Annotated in this window: 17 protein-coding genes; 13 read left to right on the forward strand and 4 right to left on the reverse strand. The window is 44.5% G+C overall.

From position 1 onward, the window contains the following. Position 1: 1 nt before the first annotated feature. A complete protein-coding gene (locus JHD44_RS13640) occupies positions 2-1,009 on the forward strand; it encodes a glycosyl transferase family protein (protein ID WP_199463329.1) in 1,008 nt (335 codons plus the stop codon). A gap of 17 nt (positions 1,010-1,026) precedes the next feature. Beyond that, complete coding sequence (gene mobA, locus JHD44_RS13645; RefSeq protein WP_199463330.1) at positions 1,027-1,602, forward strand: molybdenum cofactor guanylyltransferase; 576 nt, start codon at positions 1,027-1,029, stop codon at positions 1,600-1,602. Here the strand turns inward: mobA and JHD44_RS13650 are convergent. From JHD44_RS13650 to purM, 3 genes are read right to left on the reverse strand one after another with little or no spacing between them, the layout of a single operon-like run. After that, positions 1,580-2,335, reverse strand: coding sequence for a DUF3108 domain-containing protein (locus tag JHD44_RS13650; protein ID WP_199463331.1), 756 nt, complete (start codon positions 2,333-2,335; stop codon positions 1,580-1,582). The two genes, mobA and JHD44_RS13650, sit on opposite strands and share 23 nt — an antisense overlap. A gap of 9 nt (positions 2,336-2,344) precedes the next feature. Continuing rightward, positions 2,345-3,004: a phosphoribosylglycinamide formyltransferase gene (gene purN, locus JHD44_RS13655; protein WP_199463332.1), complete on the reverse strand. Its 660-nt coding sequence runs from the start codon at positions 3,002-3,004 to the stop codon at positions 2,345-2,347. Beyond that, positions 3,001-4,056, reverse strand: coding sequence for a phosphoribosylformylglycinamidine cyclo-ligase (purM, locus tag JHD44_RS13660; RefSeq protein WP_133564203.1), 1,056 nt, complete (start codon positions 4,054-4,056; stop codon positions 3,001-3,003). Before purM ends, purN begins: the two co-directional genes overlap by 4 nt. Before the next feature lie 150 nt (positions 4,057-4,206). Between purM and JHD44_RS13665 the strand changes: the two genes are divergently transcribed. Next, the gene (locus tag JHD44_RS13665; RefSeq protein WP_233402147.1) at positions 4,207-5,268 is read left to right on the forward strand and encodes a DUF2066 domain-containing protein; all 1,062 of its coding nucleotides are present in this window, start codon (positions 4,207-4,209) and stop codon (positions 5,266-5,268) included. After that, entirely contained in the window at positions 5,261-5,491 is a 231-nt protein-coding gene (locus JHD44_RS13670; RefSeq protein ID WP_199463334.1) for a hypothetical protein, read from the forward strand. Before JHD44_RS13665 ends, JHD44_RS13670 begins: the two co-directional genes overlap by 8 nt. A 66-nt stretch (positions 5,492-5,557) precedes the next feature. On the opposite strand, the gene gltA is transcribed toward JHD44_RS13670, so the two are convergent. Then, the gene (gene gltA / locus JHD44_RS13675) at positions 5,558-6,841 is read right to left on the reverse strand and encodes a citrate synthase (protein ID WP_199463335.1); all 1,284 of its coding nucleotides are present in this window, start codon (positions 6,839-6,841) and stop codon (positions 5,558-5,560) included. Between the two features lie 560 nt (positions 6,842-7,401). Here gltA and sdhC point away from each other — a divergent pair. The 9 genes from sdhC (at position 7,402) to sucD (ending at position 18,987) form a co-directional block, all read left to right on the forward strand. After that, positions 7,402-7,779, forward strand: a complete 378-nt coding sequence (gene sdhC, locus JHD44_RS13680) for a succinate dehydrogenase, cytochrome b556 subunit (RefSeq protein ID WP_199463336.1) — start codon at positions 7,402-7,404, stop codon at positions 7,777-7,779. After that, a complete protein-coding gene (gene sdhD / locus JHD44_RS13685; protein ID WP_199463337.1) occupies positions 7,773-8,120 on the forward strand; it encodes a succinate dehydrogenase, hydrophobic membrane anchor protein in 348 nt (115 codons plus the stop codon). Before sdhC ends, sdhD begins: the two co-directional genes overlap by 7 nt. 3 nt (positions 8,121-8,123) lie before the next feature. Beyond that, positions 8,124-9,896: a succinate dehydrogenase flavoprotein subunit gene (gene sdhA / locus JHD44_RS13690; protein WP_199463338.1), complete on the forward strand. Its 1,773-nt coding sequence runs from the start codon at positions 8,124-8,126 to the stop codon at positions 9,894-9,896. Between the two features lie 12 nt (positions 9,897-9,908). Then, positions 9,909-10,613 carry a succinate dehydrogenase iron-sulfur subunit gene (locus tag JHD44_RS13695; RefSeq protein ID WP_199463339.1) on the forward strand — a complete coding sequence of 235 codons (705 nt, stop codon included), beginning with the start codon at positions 9,909-9,911 and terminating at the stop codon, positions 10,611-10,613. Positions 10,614-10,953: 340 nt separating this feature from the next. Beyond that, positions 10,954-13,791: a 2-oxoglutarate dehydrogenase E1 component gene (locus JHD44_RS13700; protein WP_199463340.1), complete on the forward strand. Its 2,838-nt coding sequence runs from the start codon at positions 10,954-10,956 to the stop codon at positions 13,789-13,791. A gap of 31 nt (positions 13,792-13,822) precedes the next feature. After that, positions 13,823-15,337, forward strand: a complete 1,515-nt coding sequence (gene odhB / locus JHD44_RS13705; RefSeq protein ID WP_199463341.1) for a 2-oxoglutarate dehydrogenase complex dihydrolipoyllysine-residue succinyltransferase — start codon at positions 13,823-13,825, stop codon at positions 15,335-15,337. An 81-nt stretch (positions 15,338-15,418) separates the two neighbouring features. Then, positions 15,419-16,858 carry a dihydrolipoyl dehydrogenase gene (gene lpdA, locus JHD44_RS13710; RefSeq protein ID WP_133564225.1) on the forward strand — a complete coding sequence of 480 codons (1,440 nt, stop codon included), beginning with the start codon at positions 15,419-15,421 and terminating at the stop codon, positions 16,856-16,858. Between the two features lie 87 nt (positions 16,859-16,945). Next, complete coding sequence (sucC, locus tag JHD44_RS13715) at positions 16,946-18,112, forward strand: ADP-forming succinate--CoA ligase subunit beta (RefSeq protein WP_133564228.1); 1,167 nt, start codon at positions 16,946-16,948, stop codon at positions 18,110-18,112. Between the two features lie 2 nt (positions 18,113-18,114). After that, positions 18,115-18,987, forward strand: a complete 873-nt coding sequence (gene sucD / locus JHD44_RS13720; protein WP_067210799.1) for a succinate--CoA ligase subunit alpha — start codon at positions 18,115-18,117, stop codon at positions 18,985-18,987. Positions 18,988-19,115: the final 128 nt, after the last annotated feature.

The raw sequence follows: 19,115 nt of genomic DNA on the forward strand, positions 1-19,115 counted from the left end.
AATGAGCATGGACTTTGTTCGCTTTGTGCAATTGCTTGGGCGTGGTAAGCGAGGTGCGCGTCCACTAACAGCTGAAGAAGCTGAGTTGGCGATGGGAATGTTGCTTCGAGGCGAGGTTGCACCAGAGCAAGAGGGCGCATTTTGGATGTTGATTCGCATTAGAGAGGAGACGGTTGATGAGACCCTTGGTTTTACTCGTGCAGTACGACAATATCTTACAGAAAGTATTTCACTAACAGGTGTTGATATTGATTGGCCCGCCTATGCGGGTAAACGTAGTGAGCTTCCTTGGTTTTTGCTCGCGGCGTTAGCTTTAGTTGATTCTGGCTATAAAATTGTGATGCATGGCCATTCGTTTGCAAATGAGGATCGTGTATATGTGGATGAATTTGTTTCTGCATTGGGGTTATCTACGTTAACAGATCTAAGTCAACAGGACGCGGAAGCCATGTTGTCTAAAGATGGATTTCTATATGCGCCTTTGTCCTCTGTTAGTAAACGCCTTGCTCAAATGATGGATCTAAAGCTCACTCTTGGGCTCAGATCTCCAGTAAATACAGTGGTTCGTATGATGAACCCATTTAACGCTAAGCACAGCGTTCATGGCGTATTTCATAAGGGCTATGATGATCTCCATGCACAGGCCTGCCTTCAGCTCAAAGACCCCTCTGTTTTGATTTTTAGAGGTGGGAATGGTGAGGCTGAAATTAATCCTGAGAGAGATGTTACGCTAGCAAGGGTATCTAATGGTGTCTTGAGCTGGGAAAAATGGAACCGTTTTGAATACGATCATACGCGAAACAAAAATAACTTATCTGTTAACCGTTTGATCAATCATTGGACAGGTCTTACAACGGATCCATTTGGTGAAAAAGCAGTGTTGCAAACTATGGCGGGGGTATTGGGTTTGGTTCATAATGAAACTGACCAGCTGCACTGTTTGCATTTGGCTGAAATGCTATGGCAATCGAGAAGTCGTGATTTGAAAGTGTTATGCGACGTTTTTTAATATGCTAGTGAAATGTGATGAACAAAAATTTAACAGCTTTAATTTTGGCGGGTGGTAAAGCTCAGCGAATGGGGGGGCTGGATAAAGGACAGCAATTATATAAAGGTCGCCCTTTGGTTGAACATGTGCTGGGTGTGACTAAGTCACTGGTTGATAGTGTTGTTATCAGCACTAACCAAAACTTTGATTTCTACTCAGCACTTGCAGATGATGTTATTGAAGACGTTGATCCATGGATATCAATTGGCCCTTTAGCTGGACTGTACGCACTGGTTCATGAATACACAGATTTACGTGGTCACGTTTTGTTGTTGCCTTGCGACACTCCCTGTATTTCAAAAGAAGCGTTGATGGCGTTAATATCTTCTACAGAGTCGAATGAGAGTAAAGTCAGTTGTCTAAAAACGGAATCAGGCTGGCAGCCACTGCATGCTGTGATTCCAGTTGAGAAACTGCAAATACATCTTCCGGAATATTTGGAGCATGCACAACACTACGGTGTCATGGGTTTCTACCATCATCTAGGTTGCTTGCCTATTAATTGGAGTAACCAAACAGAGCTGCTTAATATTAATCGACTTGATGAATTGTAGAATCTGTTTTATGAGTCTGTTTAAGAGTTGTTACACTATCGATGTTCAGAGTGTAGGACTCTCCTTTCTCAAAATGTTCCATTTTGACTAATAAGAACCCTTGCTCTGGAGCGAACCAAAAATACTGGTGGCGCTTGTCAGATAAATTGTCGGTTCGAACAACTTTAATAGTTTCAAGTTCACCAAGTTTTGTGTTGATTAATTCGGTTGTTTGTTTCTTAAAAATATAGCGCTTTAGCTTTCCACCATCAGCAATATCGTAAGACAAGTCATCTCGATTATTGAGAAGATCATACCTGAGTTGAAGCTGAAGAGTTAATCGATCTAATGTAATGTCATTGATAGACATTTTCCACTGAGAACCTTTTACGTTATTGAGGGCGGTCATTTTATTCCAGTCAAAAGTAACCGTAACGTTCTTTTTTTTGCCTAAAATGCTTGAGCTATAGCGGTATTCAATGGGACGTAGGTTTTGCTCTTGAAGTTCAAAAGTGCTTGTCTCATTAAGCGACGCAAGTAGCGTATCGACTTCAAAATCGAATTGCCAATGTTTGTCGTCTTTACGAGTTAAGGTCTGGCTTCCTTCAACGCGAAGAGTAATGCCTTTTTTGTATAAAGCACTGTAGGTCACAGTATAAGGAGGTAGGAAATCCGTTTTAATGAGGGAATTAGCATAAGAGGGTACTATCGAGAGCAACAGCATCGCGATCAATATACGTCTGATAATACCCATCTTGAGTTCCTAGTGCTGGTTTAAGTCCGTCGAATAGCGTATGCCTGATTCAGAAAGCGGAGCTCCATCGAATGTCGCCTGCCCATTTTCTAGTTTCAAGCGTCCAGAACTAAACCACTTAACACTTAGTGGATAAATGATGTGTTCAAGTGCATGAACTTTTTGTGCGAGCGAGTCCGCTGTATCATCCGCTTCAATTGTAGTGCTTGCTTGTAAGACCACTGATCCTGCATCAAGTTCCGATGTTACAAAATGAACCGACACACCATGCTCCGATTCTCCCGCATCAATCGCACGTTGATGAGTATTCAGACCTTTGTATTTCGGTAACAAAGAAGGGTGAATATTCAACATGCGGCCTTCATAGTGGCGTGTGAACTCTTCGGTAAGAATACGCATAAATCCAGCCAGAACAACCAGCTTAGGTTGATATTGATCAATCAGGCTCATTAAAGCTTGATCAAACAACTCTCTACTTTCAAATTGCTTATGATCCAAGGCGTGGTTTGCAATGCCAGCTTGACTGGCGCGCTCTAGCCCGTACGCAGACGCTTTATTGCTGATAACGGCTTTGATATCAATGTCTAATTGACCTTGCAGGCTTTGATCAATCAAAGCCTGCAAATTGCTGCCGCTGCCAGAAATTAGCACAACGACTGGAAAACTCATGCAGAAGCCTCAAGGTCAGAGATTACAACCTCTTTACCAGCTTTCTCACGAATTTCACCGATTACCCAAGCGTTTTCGCCTTCAGCTTTAAGAATTGCAAGAGCGTTTTCTACATCTGCTTTATCGATAGCAAGTACCATACCGACACCGCAGTTTAGTACGCGGTACATTTCTTCTTGCTCAACGTTGCCTTGCTCTTGTAGCCAATCAAAGATGGCAGGACGAGTCCAGCTTGCTGCATCAATGTAGGCCGCAGCACCTTCAGGAAGAACGCGCGGGATGTTCTCAAGTAGACCACCACCCGTGATGTGTGACAGTGCTTTTACGTTTACTGACTCCATCAATTTAAGGATAGATTTAACGTAAATTTTAGTTGGCGCAAGTAGAGCGTCTTTCAGTGCTACACCGTCAACTTCTTGATCCAGTTTGGCACCACTTACTTCAAGGATCTTACGGATCAAAGAGTAGCCATTTGAGTGTGGACCAGATGAGCCAAGTGCGATCAGGGTGTTACCTGCTTCAACTTTGCTACCATCAATGATTTGGTCTTCTTCAACCACACCAACACAGAAGCCAGCTAGGTCGTAATCACCGTCATGGTACATGCCAGGCATCTCTGCTGTTTCGCCACCAACTAGCGCACAACCAGATTGAAGACAGCCTTCACCGATACCTGTTACAACGTCCGCAGCAACATCAACGTCTAGTTTGCCAGTTGCGTAGTAGTCAAGGAACAATAGTGGCTCGGCACCTGCAACAACAAGGTCGTTAACACACATCGCTACCAAGTCGATACCAATCGTATCGTGTTTGTTAAGGTCCATTGCCAAGCGTAATTTTGTACCCACGCCATCAGTACCAGAAACTAAGACAGGGTTTTTGTACTTTTGAGGTAGTCGTGTCAGTGCGCCAAAGCCACCTAAGCCACCTAGTACTTCAGGTCGGCGTGTTTTTTTACTGACGCCCTTAATACGTTCAACCAATTCGTTGCCCGCGTTAATGTCTACGCCTGCGTCTTTGTAACTAATCGAGGTTTTTTTCGATTCGGTCATTGCCTATGCCTTATCATGGTGTGGGAAAAGCGGCATTTTAACACAGTGGAAAATAAGGGCTATGGTTCTTTGCATAGAAGACAGTAGAATAGAGAAAATACGATAGGAAAGGGGATAGTTTTGAAGCGTATTGTTTGTTTATGGTTGCTGATGTTGTCGTCCCTCGGGCACGCGGTGCAAGTATCTAACTTATATTCATCAGTTGTGCAGGTGCCTTCGAGTTTAGAGGGGAGCCAAATGTTACAACGTGCGTTTAATGAAGCGATTGATGATGTGTTGATACGGGTGTCGGGTCAACAGCAGGGATTGTCCGATTCTGTGCTACGAAAAGCTCATCAAGCCGCCTCAAGTTGGGTTGCGCAGCATTCTGTGCAGGATGTCGTGGATCTTGTTGAGGGGGCTGGCGGATTAGAATCTGCAAAGGAAATTAATGTAACGTTTTATAAAGAGTCTGTTGATGGCTTTTTGTTTGATAATCAATTACCCGTCTGGTCCAGTAATCGTCCAAGTATTTTAGTTTGGTTGATCGAAGACCAAAATGGACAACGTCAGATGTTTGGTGCCAACAAGCCTTCGCAAGCTTTGTCAGGGCTTTTTGAGGGGGCAAAGCACTTTGGGCTTCCTGTTTATGCGCCTTTGCTAGATTCCACTGATTTAAATGCTCTGAGCGCTGGAGCGCTTTGGGGATTTTTTGAGGACGATATCCAAGCAGCCAGCCAACGTTATCAAACTGACATTGTGCTCGCTGTTCGCTTGAGTCAGTACCATGGTGAATCCGTTGTAGATAGTATGTTGCTGTCTCCTAATCAGTCTTCAAATCTGATTTCAGTTACTAAGCCAACAACGCAAGAAGCTATGTCAGAGGTGCTTGTTCGGTTGTCTTCCCTTTTATCTGATCGCTATGCATCCGTTCAAATGTCTACGCCTTATGAGATGTTTGTTAAAGTAAATGGTGTTAAAAATTACACGGCAATGTCAACTCTACGACAATATCTTTCCTCTATAGGCGTGGTTAATCAGGTTCAGTTGAATAGCATCGTTAATGGTGGAGTAGGGTTTGATTTAAAGTTGAATGGAACTCCAGAAAAATTTGCTAACAGTGTGGCGCTGAATACAGTTCTAACTAAAAGCTTATCGGACGCTCCTTACGACAGTATGCAGCGCTCGGTTCTTCAATATCAATACACCGGTAAGGGTAATATAAATGACTAATGACGTGGAAATTAAGCCTGTAGTCCGGGACTTTTTTTCAAGATCTGAAGAAGAGCAAAATGACTTTTTGCAGCAAACTTGGTGTAACCAATGTATGGAGATGGATTTAGGTATGAAGAACCCTCAAGAGTTTGAGGCGGGTGAACGTATTTGGATCGAAGGTGACTGCGTGAAGTGTGGCTCTAAAGTTGTTACAGAACTGGTTTTTGAGGATGATGAATAAGCTTATTTAGGACGGGGCATAAGCAAAAAAAAGCGGCTGAGAAGCCGCTTTTTTATGGATACCCAATTATTTATCAGTTGGGTAATCGCGTTCTGCGTGTCCAACATACAGTTGACGTGGACGGCCGATCTTGTAGTTGCCACTGATCATTTCATTCCAGTGCGAGATCCAACCGATCGTACGAGACATAGCAAAGATCACTGTGAACATTGACGTTGGAATACCGATGGCTTTCATGATGATGCCAGAGTAGAAGTCAACGTTAGGGTACAGCTTGCGCTCCACAAAGTAAGGGTCTTCAAGAGCAATTTGCTCAAGGCGTTTCGCAATCTTAAGCATAGGATCATCTGATTGACCAAGCTCAGCAAGTACCTGATCACAAGTTTCACGCATAACTTTCGCGCGAGGGTCGAAGTTCTTGTAAACACGGTGACCGAAGCCCATTAGACGGAATGGATCGTTTTTGTCTTTTGCCTTGGCAATGAATTCATCAATGTTTGATTCATCGCCAATTTCTTCAAGCATGTTCAGAACTGCTTCGTTCGCGCCGCCATGGGCTGGGCCCCAAAGCGTAACGAAACCAGCCGCAATACAAGCAAATGGGTTAGCGCCCGATGAACCTGCAAGACGAACAGTAGAGGTAGACGCGTTTTGCTCGTGATCCGCATGTAGGATAAAGATGCGGTCCATGGCCTTAGCGAAAACAGGGTTTACTTTGTATTCTTCACAAGGTGTTGCAAACATCATGTGAAGGAAGTTTTCTGCATAGCTCAAGTCGTTACGTGGGTACATGGTCGGTTGACCTTTTGAGTACTTGTAACACATTGCTGCAAGAGTTGGCATTTTAGAAATCAAGCGGAATGCTGCGATTTCGCGGTGTTTAGGATCATTAATGTCCATGTGATCTTGATAGAAGGCAGATAAAGCACCTACAAGACCCACCATGATCGCCATAGGGTGAGCATCGTTGCGGAAGCCGTCTAAGAACTTCTGCATGGACTCAGCAACCATTGTGTGGTTTTTAACAGTTTCTACGAATTCAGCTTTCTGCGCTGCGCTAGGAAGCTCTCCGTACAAAAGTAGGTAACAAGTCTCAAGGTAATCTGAGTTTTCTGCTAGATCGGCTATTTTGTAACCGCGATGTAGTAAAACACCTGCTTCACCATCGATATAAGTGATCGCAGATTCACATGAGCCAGTCGACATGAAGCCAGGATCGTAAGTAAAGACGCCGTGAGAACCCAAAGTTCTTACATCTATTACGTCTTGTCCAGCTGTGCCTGATAATACAGGAAGTTCAATCGGTTGATCGATACCGTCTACTGTTATGCGAGCTTTTTTGTCAGCCATTTTTGGTCTCCTTCGTACTCTGGTCCGGGGCAAAGAGCCTTGAATTAGCTCTCCAGGCCCAGAAGGTGCGGAAAAAATACTTTCTTAGTGGTAACAAAGTCAATTAGACAAATTTCATAGTATTTATTAGATCTTAGTAATTTCTATGTAAATTTCTAACAAGATAATAATTTGAACTTGAGTGAAATGTGCTCAAATCATTTTTAAGTTATTGAAAATATGTGCTTTTATTATTTTATTGCCGTGTTTTTAAAATGTAATTTTATACCATTATTGCTTAAATTTATGGCTCCATTCATTTTATGAATGGCGACCATCAAAAACCCTGCGTTCTGTCTATTTGTCTTAGGTTTTTTGCCTAGTCTATAATTGCGCCCCGATGATTTTATTGATTTGTCGGTGTTATTTGGCAAGTTTGAGTCGCTTGTAGCAATATCGTTTGCAAATCGATGAGATTTTCAGGGAGGCCTATGTGATCCAATATCTATTTACAGACGTTGGTGACAATAGAACTTGGGTCGTGATTGACCGTTCAATCAAACAAAGTGGTGTAAAGAGTCGTGAACAAAAAAAGACCAGTCAACCTTGATATTTCTACAATATCAATGCCCGTAACCGCAATTGTCTCTATCCTGCATCGTGTAACAGGGATCATCCTTTTCGTAGGTTTGGTATTTCTGTTTTATGCGTTTGACACATCTTTGTCTTCACAGCAAGGCTTTGATCAAGTGGTAGACGTACTACAAACTAGCTTCTTGGCGAAATTTGTTGTGTGGGGCGTTGTATCAGCTTTGATGTATCACTTCGTAGCAGGTGTTAAACACTTGTTTATGGATTTGGGGCATTTCGAAGAGCTTGAAAGTGGCCGCGCTGCGGCAAAGGCGAACCTTGTGATCGCTGTTGTTCTGATTCTATTAGCAGGGGTGTGGATATGGTAACTCAAATTACTAGTTTTGGCCGTTCAGGTTTATATGACTGGATGATGCAGCGTATTTCTGCACTAGTTCTTTCCGTATACAGTATCTTTATTATTGCTTACTTACTGCTAAATCCAGATCTTACATACGAACAGTGGAGTGGTTTGTTCGAAACGACTTCTATGCGCATCTTTTCTTTGTTAGCGCTTCTTTCTGTTGGTATTCATTCTTGGATCGGTTTGTGGTCTGTGTCAACTGACTACATCAAAGCAACAGGTGTTCGTTTCTTCTTTCAATCTCTATGTGGCTTAGTGATGTTTATCTATGTCGTATGGGGTGTTCAGGTTCTTTGGGGGCTGTAAGTAATGGCTAATATTCGTACTATTTCTTTTGATGCCATTGTAATCGGTGGTGGTGGCGCAGGTATGCGTGCGGCACTTCAATTGACTGAGTCTGGGTTAAACACTGCGTGTGTAACAAAAGTATTCCCAACTCGTTCTCATACTGTATCTGCACAAGGTGGTATTACTTGTGCAATCGCAAGTGAAGATCCAAATGATGATTGGCGCTGGCACATGTACGATACCGTTAAAGGTTCTGATTACATCGGTGACCAAGACGCTATCGAGTACATGTGTTCTGTAGGTCCACAAGCGGTATTTGAGCTTGAACACATGGGGCTACCGTTCTCTCGTAAAGAAAATGGTCGTATCTACCAGCGTCCTTTTGGTGGTCAGTCAAAAGATTTCGGTAAAGGTGGTCAGGCAGCGCGTACTTGTGCGGCAGCTGACCGTACTGGACACGCACTTCTGCATACTCTTTATCAAGCAAACCTTAAAGGTGGCACAACATTCTTTAACGAATGGTATGCAGTTGACTTGGTTAAGAACTCTGATGGAGCAATCGTTGGTGCGGTTTCTATCTGTGTAGAAACGGGTGAAGTAGTTTACCTTAAAGCGAAAGCGACTGTTCTTGCTACAGGTGGTGCAGGTCGTATCTACCAGTCAACGACAAACGCACACATTAATACTGGTGACGGTGTAGGTATGGCGCTGCGTGCTGGTGTACCAATGCAAGACATGGAGATGTGGCAGTTCCATCCAACTGGTATTTACGGTGCCGGTACACTGGTTACTGAGGGTTGTCGTGGTGAAGGTGGTTACCTAATCAATAAAGATGGTGAACGTTTCATGGAGCGTTACGCTCCAAACGCGAAAGACCTTGCTGGTCGTGACGTAGTAGCTCGTTCAATGATTCTTGAGATTCTTGAAGGTCGTGGCTGTGGTGAAAACGGTGACCATGTTCTTCTAAAACTTGATCACCTTGGTGAAGAGACGCTAAACAAGCGCTTGCCAGGTATCCTTGAGCTGTCTCGCACATTTGCGCACGTTGATCCAGTTAAAGAACCAATTCCAGTGGTGCCTACTTGTCACTATATGATGGGTGGTGTGCCAACAAACATCGGTGGTCAAGCTCTGCTGCAAAATGAAGCTGGGGAAGATGTAATTATTCCTGGTCTTTATGCTTGTGGTGAAATCGCTTGTGTATCCGTACACGGTGCGAACCGTCTAGGTGGTAACTCGTTGCTAGACTTGGTGGTGTTTGGTCGTGCGGTAGGTCTACAGGTTAAGAAATCTCTAGATGAAGGTTTCGACTCTATGGACGCTAGCGATACAGACGTTGAAAAAGCAATGGCTCGTCTAAATCGTTTGAACAGTAGTACAGGTGGTGAATCTGTAGCTGAGGTTCGTGCTGAGCTTCAGAAAACAATGCAGTTGTACTTTGGTGTATTCCGTGAAGGCCCATCTATGCAGAAAGGTCTTGAGCAGCTTAAAGAGCTTCGCAAACGCGTTGAGAATCTGCACCTAGAAGATAAGAGTCAGGCATTCAACACAGCACGTATTGAAGCTCTTGAACTTGAGAACTTGTTAGAAGTTGCCGAAGCAACTGCGATTCCAGCGGAATTCCGTAAAGAGAGTCGTGGTGCTCACGCCCGTAATGACTTTACTGAACGTGACGATGAAAACTGGCTGAAACACTCTTTGTTCCATCCAGCTACTAAGGAAGTGACCAAGCGTGATGTTAACTTCGCGCCGAAAACCATGGAAGCTTTCCCACCTAAAGTGCGTTCATACTAAGGAGTTATATCGATGTTAGTTAGTATCTATCGTTACAATCCTGAGAAGGACGATGCGCCTTACATGCAGGATTTTGAAATCGAGTTGCCAGCAGGTAAAGATCTGATGGTGCTTGATGTGCTGAATTTGCTTAAGGCACAGGATCCAAGTATTTCTTACCGTCGTTCTTGCCGTGAAGGTGTATGTGGTTCTGATGGTATGAATATGTCAGGCAAAAATGGTCTGGCTTGTATCACGCCTGTTTCTGCAGCGGCTAAGAACAATAAGCTGGTTTTACGCCCACTTCCTGGTCTGCCAGTAGTGCGTGACTTAGTTGTGGATATGGGGCAGTTCTACAAACAGTACGAAAAGATCAAGCCGTTCTTGATCAACGATACGCCAGCGCCTGCAATCGAGCGTCTACAAAGCCCAGAAGAGCGTGAAAAGCTTGACGGTCTTTACGAGTGTATTTTGTGTGCTTGTTGTTCTACGTCTTGCCCATCTTTCTGGTGGAACCCTGATAAGTTCATTGGTCCTTCTGGTCTGCTTCAAGCTTACCGCTTCTTGGCGGATAGCCGTGATACAGCGACACAAGATCGTCTTGGCGATCTAGATGATCCGTTCAGTGTATTCCGTTGCCACGGTATCATGAACTGTGTGAATGTATGTCCTAAAGGGCTAAACCCAACAAAAGCAATTGGCAACATTCGTACTATGTTAATTCAGCGTGCAACGTAAGAATTAATCTATGTAAAGCGCATTTTTCTATGTGCGCAGTAAGCAGCTTCTTCTTTAGAAGCTGCTTACCTATTCAGGCGCAACCCTGAATACATAAAATAAAGTTGCGAAGAATTTAGTTTTTCATGGCAAATATGAATTTGAGCATGAAAAAACACTAAATAGCCCCATTTGTTACTAAAAACTCTAGTCTTAGTGATTTAGAATAGGGCTGTTTAAGTGTCGTTAGGCAAAAAAGCAAATAATAACCTGGCAACTATCTTAAATAGTTTAACCAGAATGAAAATTTGAGTTATCGCTCATGGTGATAGCTGGCTCGAACATAAAAGGGTGATCGAGAATGCATGAAAGTTTGATGGAGTTGCTATGGAGCACTTCTCACTTTTCAGGGGGCAACCTTGAATATGTTGAGGGGCTGTTTGAGAGCTACTTAGTTGACCCCAACTCAGTATCGGAAGAATGGCGGAAATGTTTTGATCAGTTGCCGAGAGTTAGCGAAGCGCAGTCAACCGATCTTCCTCACTCTGTTATTCAACAACAATTCTTAGAACTTGGAAAAAACAAGTTCCGCAATGTTCCTGTTTCTACAGGTATCGCTGCAAGCTCAGAACATGAGCAAAAGCAAATCAATGTACTTCAACTCATTAACGCTTACCGCGTACGAGGCCATCAGCACTCTAATCTAGATCCACTTGGACTACAGAAGCGAGATAAAGTTGCTGACCTTGACTTAGGTTACCACCAGCTTACTGGTGCTGATCTTGATACAGCGTTTAATACAGGCTCACTTTTTTTCAATCAAGAAACAATGCCTCTAAAAGACATTGTTGCAGAACTTGAGAAAACCTACTGTGGCTCTATCGGCTACGAATTCATGCATATTGTTGATACCCAAGAAAAAGCTTGGCTGCAACAGCGTGTTGAATCCGTTCGCTCGCGACCTGAGTATTCAGCTGAAACTCGTAAAGCTTTGCTTGAGCGATTAACAGCTGCAGAAGGTTTAGAAAAGTATTTAGCAAGTCGTTACCCAGGGGCGAAGCGATTCGGCCTTGAGGGTGGTGAAAGCTTAATTCCAATGGTAAACGAACTGATTCAGCGTTCTGGTGCACTGGGTGCTAAAGAAGTTGTTATTGGTATGGCTCACCGTGGTCGCTTAAACGTTCTTGTTAACACTTTAGGTAAGAACCCTAAAGACCTGTTTGACGAATTCGAAGGTAAGAAGTTGGTCAATACGTCTGGTGACGTAAAGTATCACCAAGGCTTCTCTTCAAATGTCATGACGGCTGGTGGCGAAGTCCATACAGTGCTTGCCTTTAACCCTTCACATCTTGAGATCGTATCTCCAGTAGTTGAAGGTTCGGTTCGAGCTCGCCAAGATCGTCGTCAAGATAATACTGGTAAAACAGTAGTGCCAATCTCTATCCATGGTGATGCAGCATTCGCAGGCCAAGGCGTAGTAATGGAAACGTTCCAAATGTCACAAACTCGCGCCTACAAGACTGGCGGTACAGTGCACATTGTCGTGAACAACCAAGTTGGCTTTACAACGAACCGTCAAGAAGATTCTCGATCAACTGAATACGCAACAGATGTTGCCAAAATGATTCAGGCTCCGATCTTCCATGTCAACGGCGATGATCCAGAAGCCGTTTTATTCGTTACCCAATTAGCATTGGATTACCGTTACGAGTTCGGTCGTGATGTTGTGATTGACATGGTTTGTTACCGTCGTCGTGGTCACAACGAAACAGACGAACCTTCAGGTACTCAGCCGCTGATGTACAAAATTATCAGCAAGCTTAAGACGACTCGTACTAAGTACGCAGATTTCTTAGTTGCTAATAATGTAGTTACAGAAGCAGAAGCGGATGAGCTGGTAAATGAAAACCGTGAAGATCTAGATAACGGTCGTCATGTCGCTAAAAGTTTGGTGCTTGAGCCAAACTCTCAGTTGTTCGTTGACTGGACTCCTTACCTTGGCGTTGAATGGACCGATGCAGGTGATACAACTTATCCCCTAGCACAGTTGCAAGAAGTTGCTAAGAAAACGACATCTATTCCAGATGGCGTAGTGGTTCAACGTCAGGTTATGAAGATCTATGAAGATCGAGATAAAATGACAGCTGGTGCGATGCCTCTAAACTGGGGTTATGCTGAAACCTTGGCATTTGCCACTTTGCTAGAGCAAGGCTATCCAATTCGTATTACGGGTCAGGATTCTGGTCGCGGTACGTTCTCTCACCGTCATGCTGTTGTTCACAGTCAAAAAGACGGTAGTACTTACATTCCTCTTAAGCACTTGTCAGACGATCAGCCCACGCTTGATCTTTATGACTCATACCTTTCTGAAGAAGCGGTATTGGCTTTCGAATACGGTTACTCAACAACTTCACCAAAAGGTTTAGTAGTTTGGGAAGCTCAATTCGGTGATTTTGCCAACGGTGCACAAGTTGTAATTGACCAATTTATTACCAGTGGTGAGCACAAGTGGGGCCGTTTATGTGGTCTAACAATGTTGTTGCCTCATGGCTATGAAGGCCAAGGCCCAGAGCACTCTTCTGCACGTCTTGAGCGATTCATGCAGTTATGTGCCGAATACAACATCCAAGTGTGTGTGCCGACGACACCATCGCAGATCTTCCATATCTTGCGTCGTCAGGCTATTCGACCAATGCGTCGTCCACTGATCATTATGTCTCCTAAGAGTTTGCTACGTCATAAGCAAGCAATCTCTACATTAGAAGATTTATCTGAAGGTAGCTTCAAAACGGTATTGCCTGAAGTGGCAGACAACATCAAACCTGAAAACGTAAAACGTTTGGTGATCTGTAGCGGTAAGGTTTACTACGATTTATACAATCGTCGTGAAGAGCTGGCTAAGGATGATGTGGCTATCATTCGTCTTGAGCAATTGTATCCGTTCCCTTACGCTGATTTTGAAGCGATTTTGGAACCGTACAAAAATGTTGAAGAGTTAGTTTGGTGTCAAGAAGAACCTAAGAACCAAGGTGCTTGGCATGCAAATCGCCACCGTATGAGCCGTGTGTTAGAAAAGCTGTATCCTGAACTTAAGATCCGCTTTGCTGGACGTATTTCTTCTGCTGCTCCGGCTGCAGGTTACATGTCCGTACACGTTGAAGAACAAGAAGCGCTGGTTAACGACGCGATTGTCGGCTAGCAACACTGCCTGTCAGAGATAAGGGTAAAAAATGAGTATTGAAATTAAAGCACCTACTTTTCCAGAATCTGTAGCGGATGGCACTGTCGCTACGTGGTACAAACAGCCAGGTGAAGCGTGTAAGCGCGACGAGCACATTGTAGATATCGAAACAGATAAAGTTGTTCTTGAAGTCGTAGCACCAGCTGATGGTGTACTGAAAGACGTACTGAAAGCTGAGGGTGATATTGTCCTTAGTGAAGAAGTTCTTGCGGTATTTGATTCGGGTGCTGCTGCGTCTGAAGCGCCAGCTGCAAAAGCTGAAGCTGCGCCATCGGCACCAGCCGCTACTGAAGCTAAAGAAACTGTTCAAATTAAAGCGCCAACTTTCCCAGAGTCTGTTGCTGACGGCACAGTTGCTGCTTGGCACAAACAACCAGGTGAAGCTTGTAAGCGTGATGAGCACATCGTTGACATCGAAACTGACAAGGTTGTTCTAGAAGTCGTTGCCCCAGCGGATGGTGTGATTGCTGACATCGTTAAAGCGGAAGGCGACACGGTACTGAGTGAAGAAGTGCTAGCGAACTTCTCTGTTGGCGCAACGGGTGGTGCAGCGGCACCAGCTGAAGCTCCAGCGGCAGCACCTGCTGCTGAAGAAGCCGGTGATGAAGATGGCATCGCAGGACCTGCGGCGCGTAAAGCTCTTGCTGAAGCTGGTCTAACAGCTGCTCAAGTGAAAGGTACTGGTAAAGGCGGTCGTATCACTAAGGAAGATGTTGAAGCGGCGGCGAAGAACAAACCAGCTGCAGCAGCGGCACCTGCAAAAGCAGCCCCTGCAGCGCCAGCGCCACTAAGTGCTGATGGTCGTGTTGAAAAACGTGTGCCAATGACACGTCTACGTGCAACGATTGCGAAGCGTCTTGTTGAAGCACAGCAAACAGCAGCAATGTTGACAACATACAACGAAGTTAACATGGGCCCTGTAATGGAGCTTCGTAGTAAATACAAAGACTTGTTCCAGAAGACTCATAACGGCACTAAACTTGGTTTCATGTCATTCTTCGTTAAAGCCGCGACGGAAGCTCTAAAACGCTTCCCAGCTGTAAACGCTTCTATCGATGGTAACGACATGGTTTACCACGGTTACCAAGATATCGGTGTAGCAGTATCAACTAACCGCGGTTTGATGGTACCTGTATTGCGTAACACAGAAGCAATGGGTCTTGCGGACATTGAATCTGGCATCATGGACTTTGCTGTTCGAGGTCGTGAAGGCAAGCTAGGTATGGAAGATATGCAAGGTGGTACTTTTACTATCACTAACGGCGGTATCTTCGGTTCTCTAATGTCTACTCCAATCCTTAACCCACCTCAAACAGCAATCTTGGGTATGCACAAAATCCAAGAGCGCCCAATGGCGGTTAACGGTCAGGTTGTGATTCAACCGATGATGTACTTAGCGCTATCATACGATCACCGTATGATCGACGGTAAAGAAGCGGTGCAATTCCTTGTAACCATCAAGGACCTTCTAGAAGATCCAGCACGTCTACTGCTTGAAATCTAAGTAATTGCACCCACTTCTGTGGATGAGAGTAAAACTTGCTAGGGCGCAAAATGCCCTAGCAAACAACAATGGATAAATCCTATGTCTGAAAAATTTGATGTAATCGTAATTGGTGGTGGCCCAGGTGGTTACGTTGCCGCAATCCGTGCAGCGCAATTGGGTCTAAAAACAGCTTGTATCGAAAAATGGCTGGATAAAGACAACAAGCCAAAGCTAGGTGGTACTTGTCTAAACGTAGGTTGTATCCCATCTAAAGCTCTATTGGACTCTTCACACAAATACCACGATGCAAAAGAAGAATTCGCTGTACATGGTATCGGTGTTGATGGTGTATCGATGGACGTTAATGCGATGGTAGATCGCAAAGACAAAATCGTAAACCAATTGACTGGTGGTATTGCTGGCCTGTTCAAAGCGAACGGTGTAACAAGCTTTGAAGGTTTCGGTAAGCTACTTGCTAACAAAAAAGTTGAATTCACTGCGCATGATGGCTCAGTTCAAACACTAGAAGCTGGTAACGTAATTCTTGCGACAGGTTCTGTACCTGTGAACATTCCACCTGCGCCACGTACTGGTGACATCATCGTTGATAACGAAGGTGCTCTTGAGTTCCGTGAAGTGCCTAAGCGTCTTGGCGTGATCGGTGCGGGTGTTATCGGTCTTGAGCTAGGTTCTGTATGGAAGCGCCTAGGTTCAGAAGTCGTTGTACTTGAAGCACAAGATCAATTCCTAAGCCTATGTGACCAAGATCTAGCGAAAGAAGCGGCTAAGATCTTCAAAAAACAAGGTCTAGACATTCGCGTTGGTGCTCGTGTAACGGGCAGTGAAGTGAAAGGTGAAGAAGTTGAAGTGACTTACCTTGATGCGAAAGGTGAAGAGCAGAAGCAAACTTTCGACAAGCTAATCGTAGCGGTTGGCCGTAAACCATTCACAGACGGCTGTCTAGCCGCTGATTCTGGTGTAAACCTAGATGAGCGTGGTTTTGTGTTCGTTGACGAACAATGCCGTACAAACGTTCCTGGTGTTTTCGCGATCGGTGATATCGTTCGTGGCCCAATGTTAGCACACAAAGCATCTGAAGAAGGTGTAATGGTTGCTGACATCATCGCTGGTCACAAAGCGCAAATGAACTACGACTGCATCCCATCTGTTATCTACACTCACCCAGAACTTGCTTGGGTAGGTAAGAACGAGCAACAACTTAAAGCTGAAGGCGTGAAATACAAAGTGGGTAAATTCCCATTTGCTGCGTCTGGCCGTGCAATGGCAGCTAACGATACTGATGGTTTCGTTAAAATGCTTGCTTGTGAAGAAACAGACCGTATCCTAGGCTGCCATATCATTGGTGGTCATGCTGCAGACCTAATCGCACAAGCAGTTATCGCGATGGAATTCGGCTCTACAGCTGAAGACATTGCTCTGACTGTATTCGCTCACCCAACGGTAAGTGAAGCTGTGCATGAAGCAGCACTAGCAGTTGACGGTCACGCTATCCACGTAGCAAACCGTAAACGCAAATAACAAAATTCGATTTGCCGGCTGAGAAGCCGGCAATTTCTGTCAAACAGACAGACTTATGTCAATCATTAAGATGAGCGGAAGAATCAAATGAACCTACATGAATATCAGGCTAAGCAGCTTTTTGCTGAATACGGCCTGCCAGTATCTACAGGGTACGCAGTAGACACGCCAGAAGAGGCAGTAGAAGCAGCGAAAAAAATTGGTGGTGACAAGTGGGTTGTAAAAGCTCAAGTTCACGCTGGTGGTCGCGGTAAAGCGGGCGGTGTAAAGCTTGTTGATTCTTTGGATGAAGTAAAAGAATTCGCAGCGAACTGGTTAGGTAAAAACCTAGTAACTTACCAAACTGACGAAAATGGTCAGCCAGTTGCTAAAATCCTAGTTGAGTCTTGCACAGACATCGCTAACGAATTGTACCTAGGTGCTGTAGTAGACCGTTCTACTCGTCGCGTAGTTTTCATGGCATCTACTGAAGGTGGTGTTGAGATCGAGAAAGTAGCTGAGGAAACTCCTGAGCTAATCCACAAAGCGGAAATCGATCCACTTGTAGGCGCACAGCCATACCAAGCTCGTGAAATGGCATTCAAAATGGGTCTTAACCCAGCTCAAATCAAGCAGTTCACTAAGATCTTCCTTGGTTTGTCACAAATGTTCCACGACTACGACTTCGCTCTACTAGAAATCAACCCTCTAGTAATCACTGACGAAGGTAACCTTCACTGTCTAGACGGTAAGATCAACATCGACAGCAACGCTGTTTACCGTCAGAAGAAAATGCAAGAGTTCCACGATCCATCTCAAGAAGATGAGCGTGAAGCACATGCAGCACAGTGGGAACTTAACTACGTTGCACTAGACGGTAACGTTGGTTGTATGGTTAACGGTGCAGGTCTAGCGATGGGTACAATGGACATCGTAAACCTACACGGCGGTAAACCAGCTAACTTCCTAGACGTAGGTGGCGGTGCGACGAAAGAGCGTGTAGCGGAAGCATTCAAAATCATTCTTTCTGACAGCAATGTTAAAGCGGTATTGGTTAACATCTTCGGTGGTATCGTACGTTGTGACATGATTGCAGAAGGCATCATCGGTGCAGTTGAGCAGGTAGGTGTAAACGTTCCTGTTGTTGTACGTCTAGAAGGTACTAATGCAGAGAAAGGCCGTGAAGTTCTAGCGAACTCTGGTCTAGACATCATCGCTGCATCAAGTCTAAAAGACGCAGCTGAACAAGTTGTTAAAGCTGCGGAGGGCAAATAATAATGTCTGTTTTAATTAACAAAGATACTAAAGTAATCTGTCAAGGTTTCACTGGCGGCCAAGGTACATTCCACTCTGAGCAAGCGATTGCTTACGGTACAAAAATGGTTGGTGGTGTAACACCAGGTAAAGGTGGTCAAACTCACCTTGGTCTACCTGTATTCAACACTGTTAAAGAAGCTGTTGAAACAACGGGCGCTGAAGCATCTGTAATCTACGTTCCAGCTCCATTCGTTAAGGATTCTATCCTTGAAGCTGCGAACGCTGGTATCAAACTAATCGTTTGTATCACTGAAGGTGTTCCTACGCTTGATATGCTTGACTGTAAAGTTAAGTGTGACGAGCTAGGTGTTCGCCTAATCGGTCCTAACTGTCCAGGTGTTATCACTCCTGGAGAGTGTAAAATCGGTATCATGCCTGGCCACATCCATATGCCTGGTAAAGTAGGTATCGTTTCTCGTTCTGGTACTTTGACGTACGAAGCTGTTAAGCAAACAACTGACGCTGGTTACGGTCAATCTACTTGTGTTGGTATCGGTGGTGACCCAATCCCAGGTACTAACTTCATTGACGTACTAGAAATGTTCCAAAACGATCCTCAAACTGAAGCGATCGTTATGATCGGTGAGATCGGTGGTACGGCAGAAGAAGAAGCGGCTGCTTACATCAAAGCAAACGTAACTAAGCCTGTTGTATCTTACATCGCTGGCGTAACAGCGCCTGCTGGTAAGCGTATGGGCCACGCTGGTGCGATCATCTCTGGTGGTAAAGGTACGGCTGACGAGAAATTCGCAGCACTACAAGACGCAGGCGTTAAGACTGTTCGCTCTCTAGCGGACATCGGTGCTGGTCTTAAAGAAATCACTGGCTGGTAAGCAAACGCTTATTAGTAATTGATTATAAAAATCCCCGCCTAGTGCGGGGATTTTTTTGTCGTAAAAAAAGTGTATAAACTGTAAAACAGTGCAAATATGCATGCATAGTTCGATGATAAAAGTAGTAT

This window comes from Marinomonas ostreistagni (genome assembly GCF_016461785.1).
Classification (GTDB): Bacteria; Pseudomonadota; Gammaproteobacteria; order Pseudomonadales; family Marinomonadaceae; genus Marinomonas; species Marinomonas ostreistagni_A.